General features: G+C 37.4%; 11 protein-coding genes. 10 read left to right on the top strand and 1 reads right to left on the bottom strand.

The window, feature by feature from the left end:
• Positions 1 to 287 precede the first annotated feature (287 nt).
• On the top strand, positions 288 to 1,337 hold the full coding sequence (locus tag SOM16_RS00420) for a glycoside hydrolase family 130 protein (RefSeq protein ID WP_320462035.1): 1,050 nt from the start codon (positions 288 to 290) through the stop codon (positions 1,335 to 1,337).
• Between the two features lie 778 nt (positions 1,338 to 2,115).
• On the opposite strand, the gene SOM16_RS00415 is transcribed toward SOM16_RS00420, so the two are convergent.
• Positions 2,116 to 5,049 (bottom strand): M16 family metallopeptidase, encoded by a 2,934-nt coding sequence (locus SOM16_RS00415; protein WP_320462034.1) that lies wholly within the window; start codon positions 5,047 to 5,049, stop codon positions 2,116 to 2,118.
• A gap of 210 nt (positions 5,050 to 5,259) precedes the next feature.
• Here SOM16_RS00415 and surE point away from each other — a divergent pair, with 210 nt between their 5' ends.
• The 9 genes from surE to SOM16_RS00370 all read left to right on the top strand — a co-directional run bounded on the left by surE (position 5,260) and on the right by SOM16_RS00370 (position 18,775).
• Complete coding sequence (gene surE, locus SOM16_RS00410; RefSeq protein ID WP_320462033.1) at positions 5,260 to 6,102, top strand: 5'/3'-nucleotidase SurE; 843 nt, start codon at positions 5,260 to 5,262, stop codon at positions 6,100 to 6,102.
• A gap of 8 nt (positions 6,103 to 6,110) precedes the next feature.
• Positions 6,111 to 6,383: a stationary phase survival protein SurE gene (locus tag SOM16_RS00405; protein ID WP_320462032.1), complete on the top strand. Its 273-nt coding sequence runs from the start codon at positions 6,111 to 6,113 to the stop codon at positions 6,381 to 6,383.
• 138 nt (positions 6,384 to 6,521) lie between these two features.
• Complete coding sequence (gene lpxB / locus SOM16_RS00400; RefSeq protein WP_320462031.1) at positions 6,522 to 7,625, top strand: lipid-A-disaccharide synthase; 1,104 nt, start codon at positions 6,522 to 6,524, stop codon at positions 7,623 to 7,625.
• Positions 7,626 to 7,910: 285 nt separating this feature from the next.
• Positions 7,911 to 10,946 carry a SusC/RagA family TonB-linked outer membrane protein gene (locus SOM16_RS00395; protein ID WP_320462030.1) on the top strand — a complete coding sequence of 1,012 codons (3,036 nt, stop codon included), beginning with the start codon at positions 7,911 to 7,913 and terminating at the stop codon, positions 10,944 to 10,946.
• 13 nt (positions 10,947 to 10,959) lie between these two features.
• Positions 10,960 to 12,612: a RagB/SusD family nutrient uptake outer membrane protein gene (locus SOM16_RS00390; protein ID WP_320462029.1), complete on the top strand. Its 1,653-nt coding sequence runs from the start codon at positions 10,960 to 10,962 to the stop codon at positions 12,610 to 12,612.
• Positions 12,613 to 12,781: 169 nt separating this feature from the next.
• A complete protein-coding gene (locus SOM16_RS00385; protein WP_320462028.1) occupies positions 12,782 to 13,783 on the top strand; it encodes a LacI family DNA-binding transcriptional regulator in 1,002 nt (333 codons plus the stop codon).
• A 210-nt stretch (positions 13,784 to 13,993) separates the two neighbouring features.
• The gene (locus SOM16_RS00380; protein WP_320462027.1) at positions 13,994 to 16,438 is read left to right on the top strand and encodes a glutaminase family protein; all 2,445 of its coding nucleotides are present in this window, start codon (positions 13,994 to 13,996) and stop codon (positions 16,436 to 16,438) included.
• Between the two features lie 152 nt (positions 16,439 to 16,590).
• Positions 16,591 to 17,460, top strand: a complete 870-nt coding sequence (locus SOM16_RS00375; protein WP_320462026.1) for an ROK family protein — start codon at positions 16,591 to 16,593, stop codon at positions 17,458 to 17,460.
• Between the two features lie 331 nt (positions 17,461 to 17,791).
• Positions 17,792 to 18,775, top strand: coding sequence for a basic secretory protein-like protein (locus SOM16_RS00370; RefSeq protein ID WP_320462025.1), 984 nt, complete (start codon positions 17,792 to 17,794; stop codon positions 18,773 to 18,775).
• Positions 18,776 to 18,903 lie beyond the last annotated feature (128 nt).

Here is an 18,903-nt window from a genome sequence, read left to right as displayed (position 1 = left end):
AGATAATATAAATTAGATCAAGTGATTAATTATTTAATCGTAATTGACTTGTTAAGTCGTTTTTTAGTGATCAGGAAATAAAAGGAAAGTCAATTTCGTTAAAAAGAAAGTCTGGATAGGTGATTTAAGGTTGAAATGTTAGTGTCCTAAGTAAATAATTCTGTTGGTAACTACTGTATAATAACCTATTTAGAAGAACGCTTACCATACAATTCATTAGCTTTTTAAAATTCGATTAAACTTTTAAATCCAGTTTTGTTATAAGTTATGAAGTCATAAATTAGATTATGGAAGAACAAGTGAGAAGGTTTGCTGAAAATCCGATATTATCGCCAAAAGATCTGGTTCCAAGCAGGGCAGGTTTAGAGATTGCATGTTTATTAAATCCCGGTGTATTTAGGTTTGATGGTAAAGTTTGGTTATTGATTCGGGTAGCAGAGCGACCTGAACAGACTCCTGGCGTAATTTCCTTTCCTGTTTTAAAGGAAGGAGGAATTGAGATCATCACGATCAATGAAAATGATCCAGATTTAAAGGCTGAGGATGCACGGATTATTAACTTTAAAGGAACTGATTACCTCACCACACTTTCGCATTTGCGCCTTGTTTGCAGTGAAGATGGTATTCATTTTTATCAACCAGAAGGTTATCCATTATTGCAAGGAGAAGGGGAAAACGAAGTCTTTGGAATAGAGGATTGTCGGGTCGCTCAAATAGGCGAAACTTATTATTTAACTTATACTGCAGTTTCTGCTCATGGTGTTGGAGTTGGTTTACGCACTACAAAAGATTGGAAAATTTTTGAAAAACACGGCATGATCATCGCTCCGCACAATAAAGATTGCGCCATTTTCGAAGAAAAGATAAATGGAAAGTTTTACGCACTTCATCGTCCGAGTAGTGTTGGCCTTGGTGGCCATTATATCTGGCTGGCAGAATCGCCAGATGGTATTCATTGGGGAAATCATAAATGTATTGTCAAAACCAGAAAGCATCAATGGGATAGCGCACGGGTTGGTGCGGGTGCCGCCCCGATAAAAACCGACCAGGGTTGGTTGGAAATCTACCATGGTGCTAACGCAGATCATCAATATTGCTTGGGCGCTTTTTTAATGGATTTAAACGATCCTTCTATTGTTATTGCGCAAACCGATGAGCCAATCATGAAGCCTACAACTGACTATGAACTAAATGGTTTTTTTGGAGAAGTGGTATTTACCAATGGCCATATTATAAATGGTGATGCGTTAACTATTTATTATGGCGCCGCAGATGAATTTGTTTGTGGCGGAAGGGTTTCGATTAGCGAAATTTTAAATGCGTTGAAACCTGTTTAATTGGCTTGCCATGAATTCAATTTGGTTACTAAGGTGGATTACAAATCCACAGTTAAGTGATCTGGAATGTATTTCTAGACCAACGCTTAGTTTTTCTACGCCTAAACCAATGAACAAATGGCTATTGAACCAATGAACGTTTATCTGCCACGGAAACACGGATTGACACGGAATTTTGTTGTAGTTATTAAAGGTGGATTACAAATCCACAGTTCAATGATCTGGAAAGTATTTCCAGACCAACGCTTAATTTTTCTACGCCTAAACCAATGAACAAATGGCTATTGAACCAATGAACGTTTATCTGCCACGGAAACACGGATTGACGCAGAATCTTTCTGCATCTAAACCAATGAACAAATGGCTATTGAACTCATGAACATTTTATTTGCCACGGAAACACAGATTGACACGGAATCTTTCTGCATCTAAACCAATGAACAAATGGCTATTGAACTCATGAACATCTTATTTGCCACGGAGACACGGATTGACACGGAATTTTTCTGCGCCTAAACCAAGGAACAAATGGCTATTGAACCAATGAACATTTATTTGCCGCGGAAAGACGGATTGAGAAGAAATTTTGTTGTATTTACAAAAGTGGATTACAAATCCAAAGTTCAGTGATCTGGAAAGAATTTCCAGACCAACACTTATTAGGCAAAATAAAAAAGCGATTTCTGTTTCCAGAAATCGCTTTTTTTCAGATTTTTTGTAGTTATCGTTCGTCGTTTGTCATCTTACGACTGGCGTTAAGCTTTTACCTTTCTACTTTTTAGTATCCAAAAATCTGCTCTAAAGTTAATTTAGTAACAGGTCCAAATTTAGCCAGATCAGCTAGGTTGATTTTTTTCTCCGAAGCAACAACACAATAGTTGTAAGGCTTAGTTGATAAATTATCATGGTGAAAAGTATTAATGTCAGAAAAGTTTAATGGTTTTAAGTTAGCGTATTCATCAATTCTGGAATCGTGGTCAAAGCCAAGTTTTTGATCAGATAAATAGCTTGCAATAATGCCATCCTTAGTGATTCGGGAAGTTTCCAAACCATTTAATGAATTTGTTTTAGAAAGGTCGAAAGATTTATCAGATTCAGGCAAAGTATTTAATAATTCATTCATACCAGCAACAGCGTCATTCATTTTATCAGCCTGTGTACCCACATAAGCCACTACGGTATTTTCTTTGTCTTTAGTATTTGGTGTAGAGTACACAGCGAAAGTAGAATAGGCCAATGCTTTAGATTCGCGAATGGTTTGAAAAACAATAGAACCCATGCCACCGCCAAAATAATTATTAAAGAGACCAATTTTTGCTGCGTTCGCTGGATCGTATAATCCACCATTTCTTACCCAACGAATTTCGGCCTGCACCATGTCGTAATCTGCAAAATAAACCTTGTTCGAATCTGTTTTAGTATAATTGAATTTCTTGATCGGTGCTACAGGGGTAAACTCATTGGCCAAACGGTGCACTTTAACAATATCAGCAGATAAGTCTGTTAATGTTTTTGGACCATAATAAGTAATGGTGTGTTTATAATTGGTGAGGTTATGCAACAGGTAAATCAGATCGGCTGATTTCATGTTTTTAATCTCATCATTACTTAAACCATAATTGAATGGATTATCAGCACCATATTGCGCGTAACTCATTAGTCCACCTAAAATCGAAGATTTATTAAGTTTCGCATTTTCTCTAGATTTCAAGATTCTGCCTTTCAAATCTTCAAGGGCTTTTTCGTTTGGTTTACAGTTAGCCAAAACATCCTCTACTAATGCTATGGCTTTATCAAAGTTTTCCTGCAAGCCAGAAATAGAAACAGTAGTTACATCGGTACCTACATTTAAGCTATAGCTACAAGCGATATTGTAGAAAGCTTTGCTAATATCCTCTGCAGAATATTTATCTGTGCTTAAAAAAGCAAGATACTGCGAAGCATAAGGTAGAAGTTTGTAATTATAAGAACCCATATCAAAACGGTAGCTCATGCGGAAAATTCCATTCTCATTATTTTGAACAGTAATTACATCCGCTATGCCGGCTTTCCCAAAATTAAGGTCTTTCGTGTAATCCAAAAACTTAGGTGCGATTGGTTTTACTGGCGCAGCAATTATGGTTTTTGTAAATGGAGAAACTTCATTAGTGTTGGTTTTAACTGCAGTAATGGTTGGTTTTTCTACTTTAAGAATACTTTTATCTTCGCCTTTATGCTTAAATATCGACGCGTAGTTGTTAATGAAGAATTTGTTGGCAAAATCTACAATTTCCTTTTTCGTTACTTTACCCATGGCATCGGTTGAGGCCAACATTTTATCCCATTCAGTGCCACGATTTTGAATAAAAGCAGTCATGGTATAATCTGCACGCACGTCGTTGTTATCAAAACCTTGAAGTTCTGACAGTTTGATATTAGCCACAGTTGCTTTAATCAGACTTTCATCGAAATCGCCTTTTTTAAGTAAATCAACTTGCTCCAATAATAACTTCTGCGCTTCTTCTAAACTTTGTCCGGCTTTAGGGGCGCCAGATAAAATGAAGATTCCGTAATCCTTCATCTGATTGTAGCCTGCGTTTGCACGTAACATTTTTTGTTGCTTGTTGATGTTAATATCCATCAAACCTGCTTTGCCGTTTGATAAGATGCTACTGATTAAATCTAACAATAAACTCTGACGTGTATTCTGAGCAAAGCCTCGGTAAGCAACGTATAAGTTTTCTGCACTTGGACCATAGATGTCTACTTTCTGCACCTGGGTAAGTGGCTTTTCCGCAGCTGGGTTGTACAACGATAATGGTTTAGAAACCATGAAGGAGAAATCTTTCTCTATTTTTTTAATTAAATCATCATAATTAATATCACCAGACATAATTAAGGCCATGTTATTGGGCACATAATATTTGTTATAATATTTCCTGATCTCCACTAATGAAGGATTTTTTAGGTGTTCTATGGTGCCAATAGTGGTTTGCTGACCGTAATTATGTGTAGGAAATAACGCATAAAGCATTTTCTCGTACATTTTACGGCCATCGTTATCCATTCCGATGTTCTTTTCTTCATATACAGCCTCTAGTTCTGTATGGAAAATACGGAAAACCGGAGCGCGAAAACGTTCAGCCTGAACCGATAAGAATTTATCAATAGCATTTGAAGGAAGATCTTCTTCGTAAACAGTTTCTTCTACCGAAGTGTGTGCATTTGTTGAACCACTACCGATCGATTTCATCATTTTATCGTATTCGTTCGCGATAGAATAATTTGATGCTTCACCAGAAACCTTATCAATTTCCGCATAAATTTCTTTACGTTTTACCGGGTCGGTTGTTTTGATGTAGGTTTCATAAAGCGCTTCTACCTTATTAAGAAGTGGTTTTTCTTTTGCGTAATTTAACGTCCCAAACTTATCTGTTCCTTTAAATAACAAATGTTCTAAATAATGTGCTAAACCGGTATTGGTACGTGGATCGGTATTACTTCCAGCCCTTACGGCCATTTTGTATACAATATTTGGCTCTTTATTATTTTGCGATAAAATAACTGTTAAGCCGTTTTTTAAGGTGTAAAAACGTGTTTTAGTAGGATCGTTTGTTACAAATTTATAGCTGTAGCCGCCAGATGATCCTGTTTTCCATTGGTAGGTATTTTGTGCCTGTGCAACTGTACCTGTAATGAGAAAACAAGCTAAAGTAAATAGTTTGATTTTCATTGATTTGTTTTTGGTTTATAAAATGAAAGCCCATTTCAGCAAGCAGAATGTTGAGGTATTAGGCTCATTTCTACCCAAATATATATGCTTTCTTTTATTGAATGAAATGCTTTTTACGAAACACAAATAAAAAAGGAATATTTAATGAAAATAAGATATTAAACGGGTGTTTATTGTGCCCTGAATTTAATAATCTGTATTTTTGCCTGCATGACAAAGCAAAGTTCTAAACCCAATATTTTAGTCGTTAATGATGATGGAATTACGGCCACCGGAATAAAAAACCTGATGGAAGTAATGCAGGAAATTGGCCATGTAGTAGTAGTAGCGCCAGATAGTCCACAAAGCGGAATGGGCCATGCTATTACTATTGGTAAGCCGATTCGGTTCGATAAAGTTTCTATTTATGAGGGTGTAGAAATGTACAAATGCAGCGGCACTCCAGTAGATTGTGTTAAAATAGCAGTTAATAAAATTTTCAAGGGAAAAAAGCCTGATTTGTGTGTTTCTGGAATCAACCACGGGTTAAATAATTCGATCAACGTGTTGTATTCGGGAACGATGTCTGCTGCAGTAGAAGGTGCAATCGAAAAAATTCCATCTATCGGTTTTTCTATGGATGATTTCGCAGCTGACGCTGATTTTAGTCATACTAAAAAATACATTAAAAACATTTGCGAACAGGTGTTAGCCAATGGCTTGCCAGAGGGCACTTTATTAAATGTTAACTTCCCGAAAGGTGGAGATTTAAAGGGAATTAAGATCTGCAGACAGGCAAATGCGAAATGGATGGAGGAGTTTGATGAGCGAACAGACCCTTACAATCGTCCGTATTATTGGCTAACAGGCGTTTTTGAAAACTTTGATCATGGTGAGGATACCGATGTTTGGGCACTGGAACACGGTTATGTTTCTATTGTTCCGGTACAGTTTGATTTGACTGCGCATCATGCTATTCAAACTTTAAGCAGCTGGAATTTTGAAGCACATGATGCTGATAAAATCGATAAAGCCATTAAGGTATCTGCGCCGGATGGAATGAGTTTAGGTTAACTAAAAAGATGGAGAATCGCTTAAAAAAGCTTAATAATTCAGTTTGGATAGGGCTGGGGATAGGTTTACTATCGCCGGCAATTCTCTGTGGTATTGCATGGTTTATTATTCATCATGTAGCATCATTGGCCAAAGCAGATTTACTATATATTGGTGGGATTGCCGTGAATGCCTACATCATGCAGTATTTTTTTAAGATTAATAAAGAAAATACTGGCAGGGGAATTCTGGCTGCTACCTTTGTGTGTGCTCTTGTTTTTTTTGCATATAAAGTTTTTTGAGAGAGTGAATAGGGAAATAGCAAATAGGGAAAAGAAAACGAGTACTTAAAAATCGAAAACAAGAATATTAAAAAAGCATAAAGTTCATACTTATAACTCACAACTCCCAACTTACCACTCACGACTTAACATTAGAACATGAAATATTACCTCGTAGCAGGAGAGGCCTCTGGCGATTTACATGGTGCAAATTTAATGAAAGCTTTAAAAGCTGAGGATGGCGAAACTGTTTTCAGGTATTTCGGTGGCGATAAAATGCAGGCAGAAGGTGGCGAACTGGTGAAGCATTATGCCGAAATGGCTTTTATGGGCTTTACTGAGGTGGTTTTAAATGTGAGAACGATTTTCAAAAATCTCAAAGCTTGCAAGGATGATATTTTATACTGGAAGCCTGATGTTCTGGTGCTGATTGATTTTCCTGGTTTTAACCTGAAAATTGCAGCCTTCGCAAAGGCCCACGGCATTAAAGTTTGCTATTATATTTCTCCAAAAGTATGGGCCTGGAATCAGAAACGGGTGTTGAAAATCAAAAAGGTTGTCGATCATATGTTTTGCATTTTACCATTCGAGGTTGATTTTTACCGGGAGTGGGGAATGCATGTCGATTATGTTGGAAATCCATTATTAGATGAAATCGATCAGTTTTATGCGGATGCAGATTTTCGAACGAATAACAATTTAGGTAGTCAGAAAATTATTGCCTTACTGCCAGGTAGCAGAAAGCAGGAAATTGAACGATTGCTTCCGGTAATGCTTAGTATAACAGAAAATTACCCCGATTATACTTTTGCAATTGCAGCCGCACCTACCTTTTCTGAAAGCTATTACCACCAGTTTACAGGGACAAAAAAAGTTCACTTACTTTTTAATAATACCTACAACCTGTTAAATATAGCGCACGCAGCAATTGTTGCTTCAGGTACCGCTACGCTTGAAACGGCATTGTTTAAAGTACCTCAGGTAGTGGTTTATAAAGGAGGAGCGATCTCCATTGCCATAGCCAGAATGCTGGTAAAAATTAAATTTATCTCACTCGTCAATCTCATTGTTAATAAGAAAATAGTAACCGAACTGATTCAGGAAGACTGTAACCCTGAACAGGTAAACCTAGAACTGCAAGTCATCCTTGACGGACAGGGGAGAACAGAGATGCTCCACAATTATAATGAGTTATTAAGTTTAATGGGAAAACCAGGCGCATCAGCAAAAACGGCTGGCTTAATTGCAGGTTACCTAAAATAAGCACTACCTATCGATCAAATTCGTAAACAGGCAAAGCCTGGTCAAAATCCCTTACCGAATTGCTAAAACGTTTTTGTAACGTTTTTTTTACTGACTAAAACGTTTTAATAAAAGATTATTTTTTCTAATATTGACCTAACTAATCGGAATAATAGATAACTAACCAAATTCACTTTTACCAAATGAATCAATATGTATTTGCTAAGGGGCAGTTTATGTCTGCTCAAAAGCTACTGGTTCATCAATGATCATCCTATTGCATTTCAAAACAAAACTAAATAGCTAATGAAAATTAATTTACTCAAACTCACTGGTATCTCTGCAATTGTTTTGTCGAGTTTCCCAGCGTTTTCGGCAGAATCTGACCGGAAAGATTTCGATGGTTTTCTTGAATTCGAATTTCCCTGGCACAAGGCAAGTGTGAGGAAAGTGATTACCGGAAAGGTAGTTGATGAAAAAAATCTTGGTGTTCCGGGTGTAGGGGTACAGAACATTACCACAGGCCAGGGGACTGTTACTGATGCCAACGGCCAATTTAAAATTGATGCGAACGAAAACGAGGTGATTAGATTTACCTACCTCGGTTATCAAACCCAGAATGTAACTATCAATGCGCAAACTACTTTAAACATTAAGCTTGCGGTATCTGCAGATACTAAGTTAGATGATGTGGTGGTAGTGGGTTATGGTACCCGGAGTCAGCGGGAGTTAACTTCTGCCATTACAAAAGTGGATACTTCTCAATTCAGACAGAGTGGTGCCAGAAACGCGCTTGATTTATTGCAAGGTAAAGTTGCAGGTTTACAGATTACCAGGAGCAGTTCTAACCCAAACTCTGGTGTAGCGATTCAGCTTCGTGGGGTAACTTCCGTTTCTGGAACATCCAGCCCATTAATCGTAATTGATGGAATTCCAGGAGGTAATCTAGATCTTTTGCAACAGGATGATATCGAATCATTCTCTGTACTTAAGGATGGATCTGCAGCTGCCATTTATGGTACAAGAGCCAATGCAGGTGTAATTTTGGTGACTACAAAAAAAGGAAGAAAAGGACCATCTCAATTTAGTTACAATGCTTACGTAAAACACGAGACTTTGTATGAACGTCCGGATTTTATGAGTGCAACAGAGTTTAGAGAAAAACTTGCCAGCGGACAGTATAAGGCTCAGGATTTTGGAGGTGATTTTAACTACTTTGATGATATTATAAACAAAGATAATTTGACCAATTATCAAAACTTATCAATAGCTGGTGGAGGTGAACAGTCAACTTACCGAGGTTCATTTACTTACAATAAATTGGATGGCTTCGCGAGGGAAAACAGTAGAGAACAATATCAGTTTAGAATGAGTTTGACTCAAAAAGGTTTTAAAGATAAAGTAACTGCATCATTCAATGTAGCGTCTAATATCAATAAAGCCAATCTTCTAGGTAGTGGTGGTTGGGAAAATGTGTTAACCAAAAACCCAACAGAATCTTACTATAACCCTAATGGAAGTTATCTTTTCACCAGGAACATTACCAACGAAGTTGCCCGGTTGGAACAAGAAACGTCTAAAAGAGCTCAACAAACCTATTCAGCAGATGGAAAGATTGATGTTGATATTTTAAAGGGTCTGAAAGCTTCAGCTTTTGTAGCTTACCAACGCAACCAATTTATTGATAACCAATACCGCACTTTAGGTAGCCAGAACTCGGTAGAGAATGGCGATTCACCTGGCGGTGGTTATGCCTATAAAGGAACGGAGTTAAATGAAAATTTCAACTTCGAACCTACAATAGAATATAACAGAACTATTAATGATAAACACCGTATCACAGGAATGCTTGGGTACTCTTACCGTTATGAGGTAAATGAATCATTTAGTGCAAGTAACAGGGGTTATACCAATGATATTTTTGAAGAAAATAACCTGGGCAGTGTGCCGATCGGGATCAACCGTGTTACTTTAGGAAGTAATAAAAATGACAATACACTCATCGCATTATTCGGTCGGGTGCATTATACCTTTGATGGTAAAGTGAATGTTGAAGCGGTGTTAAGAAGAGAAGGTTCATCCCGGTTTGGTGCCAACAACAAATGGGCAAGTTTTCCAGCCGTTTCCGCGTCTTACGAAATTACCCGTGAAAAATTCATGGAAAACACCAAATGGCTTAATTTCTTAAAAATCAGAGGGGGTTACGGTGAAACAGGTAATTCAGGTTTCGCAAACTATGCTTCACTCGTTACGCTTGGTACAGGTAATCTTTACCCGTTTCCAAATGGCGAATGGTTACAAACTTACGGTCCTTCCCGTAACCCAAATCCAAACTTAAGGTGGGAACGCAAGCGCGAGTATAACTTTGGGGTAGATTTCGCGATGTTTAACAGTAGATTAAGTGGTTCCATAGATGTGTTTAAACGTAATATCGTTGATTTGTTAGATACTTACACTTCACCTCAGCCACCTTTTGTACAAGGATCTATTTATACAAATGTGGGAACCATTTCTGCTAAAGGTTTAGAGTTAACGTTAAGCTATCAGGCCATGAAGAGAAATGATTTTACATGGAACATTAATTTTGCAGGAAGTACAATTGATAATAAGCTTGATACTTATTCTAACGAAGTATACAAAAGAGACATGAGAACTTTTGGAAGTATTGGTGGCGCTGGTGCACTCGGTGATGCTTTCCGTACCTATGAAGGCCGTAATATCGGTGAGTTCTGGGGTAAACGTTTTGCTGGTTTTACACCAGATGGCAAGTGGACGTTCTATAACAAGAACGGAGCAGTGGTACCCAATGGACAAATCAATACTTCTCCATTCCGCGATCAGACAGATTTAGCACTTATTGGAAATGCTATTCCTAAATACTATTTATCACTCGGAAACAGCTTTACGTATAAAAAGTTTGATTTGACTGTTTTCCTAAGAAGTAAATTAGATTTTGATGTGTTAAACACGTTAGCACTTTCTTACGGAAATAAATTTGGTACACAAGGTAATTTACTAAATAGTGCATTCACCAAATATTCAGAAATTAACGATACCTATATGTATTCAGATTACTATCTGGAAAGTGGAAGTTTCTTAAAAGTTGACGAGGTAACCTTAGGATATACTTTCAAATTTAATGATAAAGCGTTCCGCAGTTTACGTGTGTATGCAGTGGGGCAGAATCTGGCTTTATTAACCGGTTATTCTGGTAATGATCCTGATCTTATTCAAGATACTGGTTTAGGACAAGAAATTAACGGACGTAGCTTGGGTATAGATACCAGAAGCCCTTATCCAACAACAAGACAATTTGTTTTCGGTGTTAATTTTGGATTTTAATATTTAAATAAAAATGAAAAATTTTAAAAAAATCATATTGTCTGCACTTATTACATCGCCTATTTTATTTAATGGCTGTACCAAGTTAGACGAGAATATCTATAGCTCACTAGTTACAGATAACTATTATAATAACAAAAACGAAGTTTTATCTGCTGTTTTAAGGCCATACACCCATGCCAATGCCTGGGCAACGCCATCAGGGCAAGATAACTGGTGGAGACCATCAGAACTTTCCGGTGATCAATTGGCCTGGCCAACTAAAGGTCGCCATGGTGAAGATGGTGGTAAGTGGAAACGTTTACACTATCACAATTGGCTGGTAGATGATGCGCCGTTAAACAATGCCTGGTCTTTAATGTACGGTGGGATGGGTTTTTGTAATGACCCAATTGGAAATCTGGAAAAACGTTCCTTATCGCAAATGGGTATTACCCAGGTAGAAAAGGATGCCTATATCGCCGAGCTTAAATTATTCAGGGCTTACCATTACCTTAAGTTAATGGATCTTTTTGGCAATATTCCAATTGTGACAGAGGTTGGTATTCCCGCGAAGCCAGAAACCAGACCACGTGCGGAGGTGTTTGCCTTTATTGAAAAGGAAATTAAAGACAATATTGATAAAGCACCAAAATTATCCAGAAGCATGATTGGAAGGATGACTCAAGCTGGTGGTTACGCTATGCTGGTAGAGCTTTATCTAAATGCTGAAGTTTGGACAGGTACCGCCCGTTGGGATGATTGTATTGCTGCTGCTAATAAATTGATTAATAACGAAGGTGGAGGTCAAAATGGTGCAATGGCGCTAGACCCGAACATTACAGATCAATTTAAAACTACCAACGATTTATCGAAAGAGGTAATTTTTGCAATTGCTTATGAATTTAGAATTGCAAATTCGCAACCCTCGTGGACAAGTGAATTTTTTCACTTCCAGCAAGACCGTATTTATGGTGGTTCCAGAAACGGAAACAATGGTGTAGTAATGGTTCCTGGAAATTACAATAAATACAGCAATGACGATTTAAGAAAATCTACCTGGTTGCTTCAAGGTCCACAAGTTCGTTTTGATAATGGTCAGCCAGCACTTGCCAGTGGAGGAAACGAATATAGCGATCAGCAAATTATTTTCGTGGATGAAATTCGCCGTGCAAGAGCCAATTCAACGGTTTCAAACATGAGTGAAGGTGAAGAGAATAGTGGTGTGCGTTTTAACAAATATAAACTGGGTAACAACGTAGCCGGCATAGTGAATGGTAACCCAATTGGTATTGATTTAAATTACAATTGTACTGACTGGAACTTGTATCGCCTGACTTGGATTTACTTTGCTAAGGCGGAAGCCATTATGCGTAAAAACGGTGGTGCTGCAAATGCAGAAGCCGTTCAGCTCATTAACGATTGTAAAAAAAGAGCTTTTACAGAAGCCAACTGGCCAGCCAATCAATATACCACGGCTAGCTTAACACTGGATGAATTATTGAACGAAAGAGGGCGTGAGTTTGTATTCGAAGGCTTCAGGCGTGATGACTTAATCCGTTTTGGTAAATTCCATACCGCCACATGGTGGGATCATACACCGTCTGCACCATTCAGACAGTTATTTCCAATTCCTTTAATCCAACGAACTTTAAACGAAAATTTAGCTCAAAATCCGGGTTATTAATAAGTAAACAAAAAGGCGCCAACTGGCGCCTTTTTTTATTTATAGTTAAAATAATTGCATTCCATTTCGTTAAATTTATCAATGTTAATGATTATGCATTATATTAGCTAAACTCAGGCTGGTTTTGTTGGTTGGCCTGCAATTCACCCCAGTAAAATATATGCTATAAATGAAAAGTCTCTCTATAAAAGATATTGCTGTTGCAGCCGGTGTATCAATCACTACAGTTTCTTTCATTATCAATGGTAAAGCCAGAGATAAGTCGATTAGTGAAGCCGTAATTAAAAAAGTAGAAAAAATTATTGCAGAGAAAGGCTATAAGCCAAATCAAATTGCCAGAAGTTTAAGAACTGGAAATTCAAATATCATCGGATTAATTATTGAAGATATTTCAAACTCATTCTTTTCCAGAATAGCCAGGTTAATTGAAGATAAGGCTTACAAAAAAGGATATAAAATCATTTATTCCAGTACAGAAAATAGCTTAGAAAAGGCTAAAGATCTGATCAATATGTTCAAATCCAGAAAGGTTGATGCTTATATTATCTCGCCAATTAAGGGTTTGGAAGAAGATATTCAACACCTTATTGCTGATAATAAACCCGTTATCCTGTTCGATAGAAACCTGCCGGATTTAGATACCAATTACGTGGGTGCAGATCATTTCAAAGCTACTTACCAATCTGTAGAAAGTTTTATTAAGCAAGGAAAGAAGAAAATCTCCCTGGTTACTACCGATATTGATGTACAACAAATTACAGAGCGTTTGGCGGGTTACGAAAAGGCACTGGCCGATCACGGCATGGTTTATAATGAAAACCTGGTACTAAAAGTTCATTTTAATCAGGAAGAAAAAGAAACCATGGCACAAATGGAAAAACTTTTCCATTCGAAAGAAATAGACGCAGTACTCTTCGCAACTAATTATTTAGCCATAAGCGGACTCAAGGTATTAAAAAAAATGGGGAAGCAAGTTGGAAATGACTTTGGTGTAATTGCCTATGATGATCATGAAGTTTTTGAGCTACATACTCCAGGAATTTCTGCTGTGCAACAACCGCTTGAGGAGATTGCGGAGACAGTGATCCAGTTGATTCTAAGTCAGCTTTCCTCCAAATCAAAGCTCGATAATCAACACATCATACTCCCTGCTAAACTCATTCAAAGATAAATTCTAAGTCGGTAATGTAAATGTTACTGCCAGGCATTGTAAATGTTTACTTTACTCTCTAATATTGAAAAGGTAAAACGATTTACGTAAATTTGATTTTTTAAGTTTTAAAATGTTCGTTCCAATTTTAGTGCTAATTCGTAAATAAAGTTATCATCACCATTGTTTTGGCTTGCCAAACACTATAAATAAGAAACTAACCAAATCATTATGAAAAATTTTTATACACTGGCGTTTTTAATGGTATACAGCATGTGTACCTTCGCACAAGACAAAGCGCCAGCTTATCCTTTAATTACCCACGATACTTATTTAAGTATCTGGTCTTTTGGTGATGGACTAAATCAATCTGCAACCAAGCATTGGACCGGCAAGGAACATTCTCTAACTGGAATTATAAAAGTAGACAATCGGTTTTACCGCTTTTTAGGCGCAGATAGTAAAACGTATAAAACGATTCTGGCTGCGGCTGATGAAGAAAAATATCAAGCCAGTTATTTCTTAAAAAAACCTTTAGAAGGATGGACGACACTAAATTTCAATGAGGCCTCCTGGATGAAGGGGGAAGCGCCTTTTGGAGACGACCAGCTTTCTAAAACCAAATGGAATACAGACGAAATCTTTTACCGCAGAAAATTCTCTATTGATAAAAAGTCGACTGCAACAAAGTATTTAAAGCTTAACCATGATGATAATGTAAACGTTTACCTGAATGGCCAACTCCTTTATCAAAAGGAGGGATGGGTGCACGAATACATTTATATCCCAATTCCGGAGGGTGTTTTAAAGGCCGGAGAGAATATCTTAGCCATCGATTGTAAAAATACTGCTGGCGGCAGGTTTTTGGATGCCGGTATTGTAGAAGAAGTTCCTGCAGCTGGAAACATAATCAATGCAACACAAACCAATGTAACTGTCGGCGCCACCAATACCACTTATACTTTTAATGCAGGTGGTGTAAATCTTAATTTAACTTTTACCTCTCCCTTGCTTTTAAACGACGTAAAACTAACCGCCAGGCCAATCAGTTATATTACCTACTCCATAAAATCTGCAGATACAAGAGCGCACAAAGTTGATGTTTATTTTAGTGCCTCCTCAAATCTGGCTGTAAATACGCCCAACCAGCCTGTTTCAGCCTGGAAAAGTACTAAAAACGAACTTTCTATTTTAAAAGCCGGAACCGTAGAGCAGCCTGTGCTGAAAGAGAAGAATGATGATCTCCGGATTGACTGGGGTTACCTGTACATTGCAGTGCCAGCAAAATTTAATGCCCTGCAATTTATTGGGAAGCAAGGTGATAATATCAATGCATTTAAAACAGGGAAATATCCAAAAGTTTCACAAGCGATAAATGTTAAAGCACAGGATTTAGGTACTGTAATTCCATTTGGAACTGTGACTTCTAAACCCGTAGAAAAATATCTGATGCTGGGTTATGATGATTTGAAATCAATCGAATACTTTGGCAATCAGCTGTTGCCAATCTGGAGAAAATCTGCAACAACCCGTTTCGAAGATCAATTATCTGCAGCCAATATGGATTATGCTATGCTTCAGGCCAAAACTAAAGCTTTCGATGCCAGCCTTCTTGCAGATGCTACAAAAGTGGGCGGGAAAGAATATGCAGATTTATGCAAACTTGCCTATAGGCAAAGTATCGCGGCACACAAAATTGTTTATGCACCAAATGGCGATCTACTTTTCCTCTCCAAAGAAAATTTCAGCGGAGGTTTCATCAATACAGTTGATGTTACCTATCCTTCGGCACCTCAATATCTACTTTACAATCCTGAATTATTAAAAGGAATGTTGAACGGAATTTTCTATTATGCTGAAAGCGGCAAATGGAAAAAACCTTATCCTGCTCACGATATTGGTGTTTATCCGGTTGCCAACGGACAAATTTATGGAGAAGATATGCCTGTAGAAGAAGCAGGAAATATGTTGATTCTTACTGCTGCCATTACGCGTGCAGATGGTAACACGCTATATGCCGCTAAACATTGGGAGGTGATGTCTATCTGGGCAGATTACCTGCTGAAAGAGGGCTTTGATCCGGCTAATCAGTTATGTACAGATGATTTTGCTGGCCACCTTGCCAGAAACGCAAATTTATCTGTGAAAGCAATAGTTGGATTAGGTGCTTACGCGCAAATGGCCGAATTATCCGGTAAGAAAGGAATAGCTGCGAAATATAGAAATGCAGCCTTAGGAATGGCTAAAAACTGGCAGACACTTGCCGATGGTGGTGATCACTTCGCGCTAACCTTTAATGATAAAAATACCTGGAGCCAGAAATATAATCTGGTTTGGGATAAGCTCTTAAAATTGGATCTCTTCCCGAAAGCGGTATACAAAAAGGAAATAGATTATTATTTAACTAAACAAAATGAATTTGGCTTGCCATTAGATAGTCGGAAGGATTATACTAAATCCGATTGGATTATTTGGACTGCAACGCTGGCAGACAACCAAGTAGATTTTGAAAAATTTATAGCGCCTGTTCATAAATTTGCCACTGAAACCACAAGCAAGGTTCCGTTAACAGACTGGCATGAAACCAAAACGGGAACAAAAACTGGATTTCAGGCACGAAGTGTTGTTGGTGGTTATTTCATTAAGCTGCTGGCAGATCAGTGGAACATCAAGTAAGTGAAAATAGAATGTATTCATGAAGCTGATAAAAATGAATTATGGATTCCTTTCCTAAATAATAATTGAATCAGCTTTTTAAACTCAAATGTTTAGATAATAACGGCCGCGTCTTAAATAGCATAAAATTAAAATAGAAATAAAAATAAAGAATGGAAAAGCCTGTAGCATTGGGTGTGGATATTGGCGGCTCGCATATTACGGCCGCCTTGGTAGATTTAGAAACAAGAACCCTGATTGATGATTCAATCAAACGTAGCCCTGTAAATTCGCGGGAGAGTAAAGAAGACATTTTATCCGCCTGGTGTATGATCATCGACCAATCGTTTAACAATATCAAAAACGGGAATCGATATATAGGAATAGCTATGCCTGGTCCGTTTGATTACAAAGAAGGTATTTCACTTATTAAAGATCAGGATAAATTTAAGGCACTTTACAATGTTAATGTTAAAGAAGAATTAGCCAAACGACTGGAAATTCCTTTGGAAAACATACATTTTATAAATGATGCCGCTGGCTTTCTTCAAGGCGAAGTTTTTGCAGGAGCCGCAAAAGGTAATTCGAATGTATTAGGTTTAACATTGGGAACGGGATTAGGCTCATCATTGAGCACTAAATTAAAAGCGATTGATGCTGATTTGTGGAATTCGCCGTTTATGGAGGGGATCGCTGAAGATTATCTTTCTACCCGTTGGTTCGTTAAACGGTATAAACATCTTAGCGGAACGGAATTGGCAGGCGTAAAGGAATTAGTCGAAATTGCTGACACCGATCATTTGGCCACCAGGGTGTTTATGGAATTTGGTTATAACCTTGCCCAATTTCTGATTCCTGTAATTAACGAACATAAAATAGATATGGTAGTTATTGGCGGCAATATATCTCAGGCTTTTAATGCCTTTGCACCAGAACTGAATGCTACATTGAAAGGGAATGATGTGGATGCAAGCATTAGAATATCTCAACTGAAAGAACATGCAACATTAATTGGTGCTGCAAGTTGTTGCGATAGAATTTGATTTAAATAAACACACATTTTAAATAAGAAAAATGGCGTGTTTAGTAACATTATTAATTAACTACAGGACTTGATAAATTTTTAGGTTTTTCCTTCAAAAAAAAATCTTTTTTATTCGAGAATAATCTTATTATTGTAATGATTTAAAACGTTTTAGTAGATTTAATTGGAGATCAGTGGAAATTTAGATTTTTCACTTTAAAAGCCTGCCTGGATAGCAGGCTTTTTTGAGACACAAAAACTAAAACGTTTTAGTTTAATTTGTGAGATTAATGCCAGTGCCACATATAACTAAAAAACAAACAAAATAATTGTTTCCAAATACAAACAACATGATTAAATATCTCTTTACAATAACGGTAATCTTGCTCATTTCATTTTCTTCATTTGCTCAATCAAAAGGCTACCAGGTTACCATTAAAGACGATCAGCAGATTGCAGATCAGAAAACAAAAGATAAACTATCTGCTGCATTTTATAAGGTGTATCCATGGTTTGCATTAGCAGATGGCTACCGAACTAAAAGAAGTGCAGACCTGACTTTCAATAATAGGGAAACAACAGATATTAGCGCAAAGGCTGGCGAAATAATTGTTAACAGTGACTGGGTAAAAGGAAAATCACAAAAAAAGATTGAAAAACATTTACGGAGTGCGTTTACTAAAAACTGGTCAAGCTTTTCAACACAAAAAAAGAAAGGTTATAAACTTACTTTCATTAGTAAAGACCCACTTCTAGATCCGTTGTTGAGGCAGAAATTAATTGATACCTACTTCGAAATTTATCCCACACTTGTAAAAACATTCAACAATAAATCCACGCATGATGTACTTTTCGTAGTGGATACCGCCTATAAGGCAGTTGCAGAAGCCAGTGGAAACCGGATTCTTTTTAGTGCAGGTTATTTAAAGGCACATCCAACAGATATAGACGTAGTTACACATGAAACCATGCACATTGTTCAGGGTTATGGTTATAGTGCTGGTCCGGTTTGGCTAACAGAAGGCATTGCAGATTACGTACGTTACCAATATGGGGTAGATAATGTGGGTTCTAAATGGAGTTTGCCTGCCTTTAATACTAAACAAAGTTATCAGAACAGCTACCGCATTACGGCTAGGTTTTTCGCCTGGCTGGAACAAAATGTAAAATCAGGTTTAATCGCTAATCTGGATCAGCAGTTGCGGGCACATCAATATACAGCACAAAGCTGGAGTAGCTTAACAGGTAAATCTATTGATCAGTTGTGGCAGGAATACGCTCAAAATCCAGATCAGTTAAAATTAAAGTATAGTAGTAAAGCCAATCAGGAATAGCAAATTAATAGTATTAAATGGCTTAACACATGATTTAAATTAGGTAATATGCCAACAACGTAAAATTTTTGAGTGATTACTAAAACGTTTTACAGATTATCTTTAATTTGCATAACTATAGCTAACCA

Source organism: Pedobacter sp. CFBP9032, from assembly GCF_034045265.1.
Lineage (GTDB): Bacteria > Bacteroidota > Bacteroidia > Sphingobacteriales > Sphingobacteriaceae > Pedobacter.
This window is presented reverse-complemented; position numbering and strand designations above follow the sequence as displayed.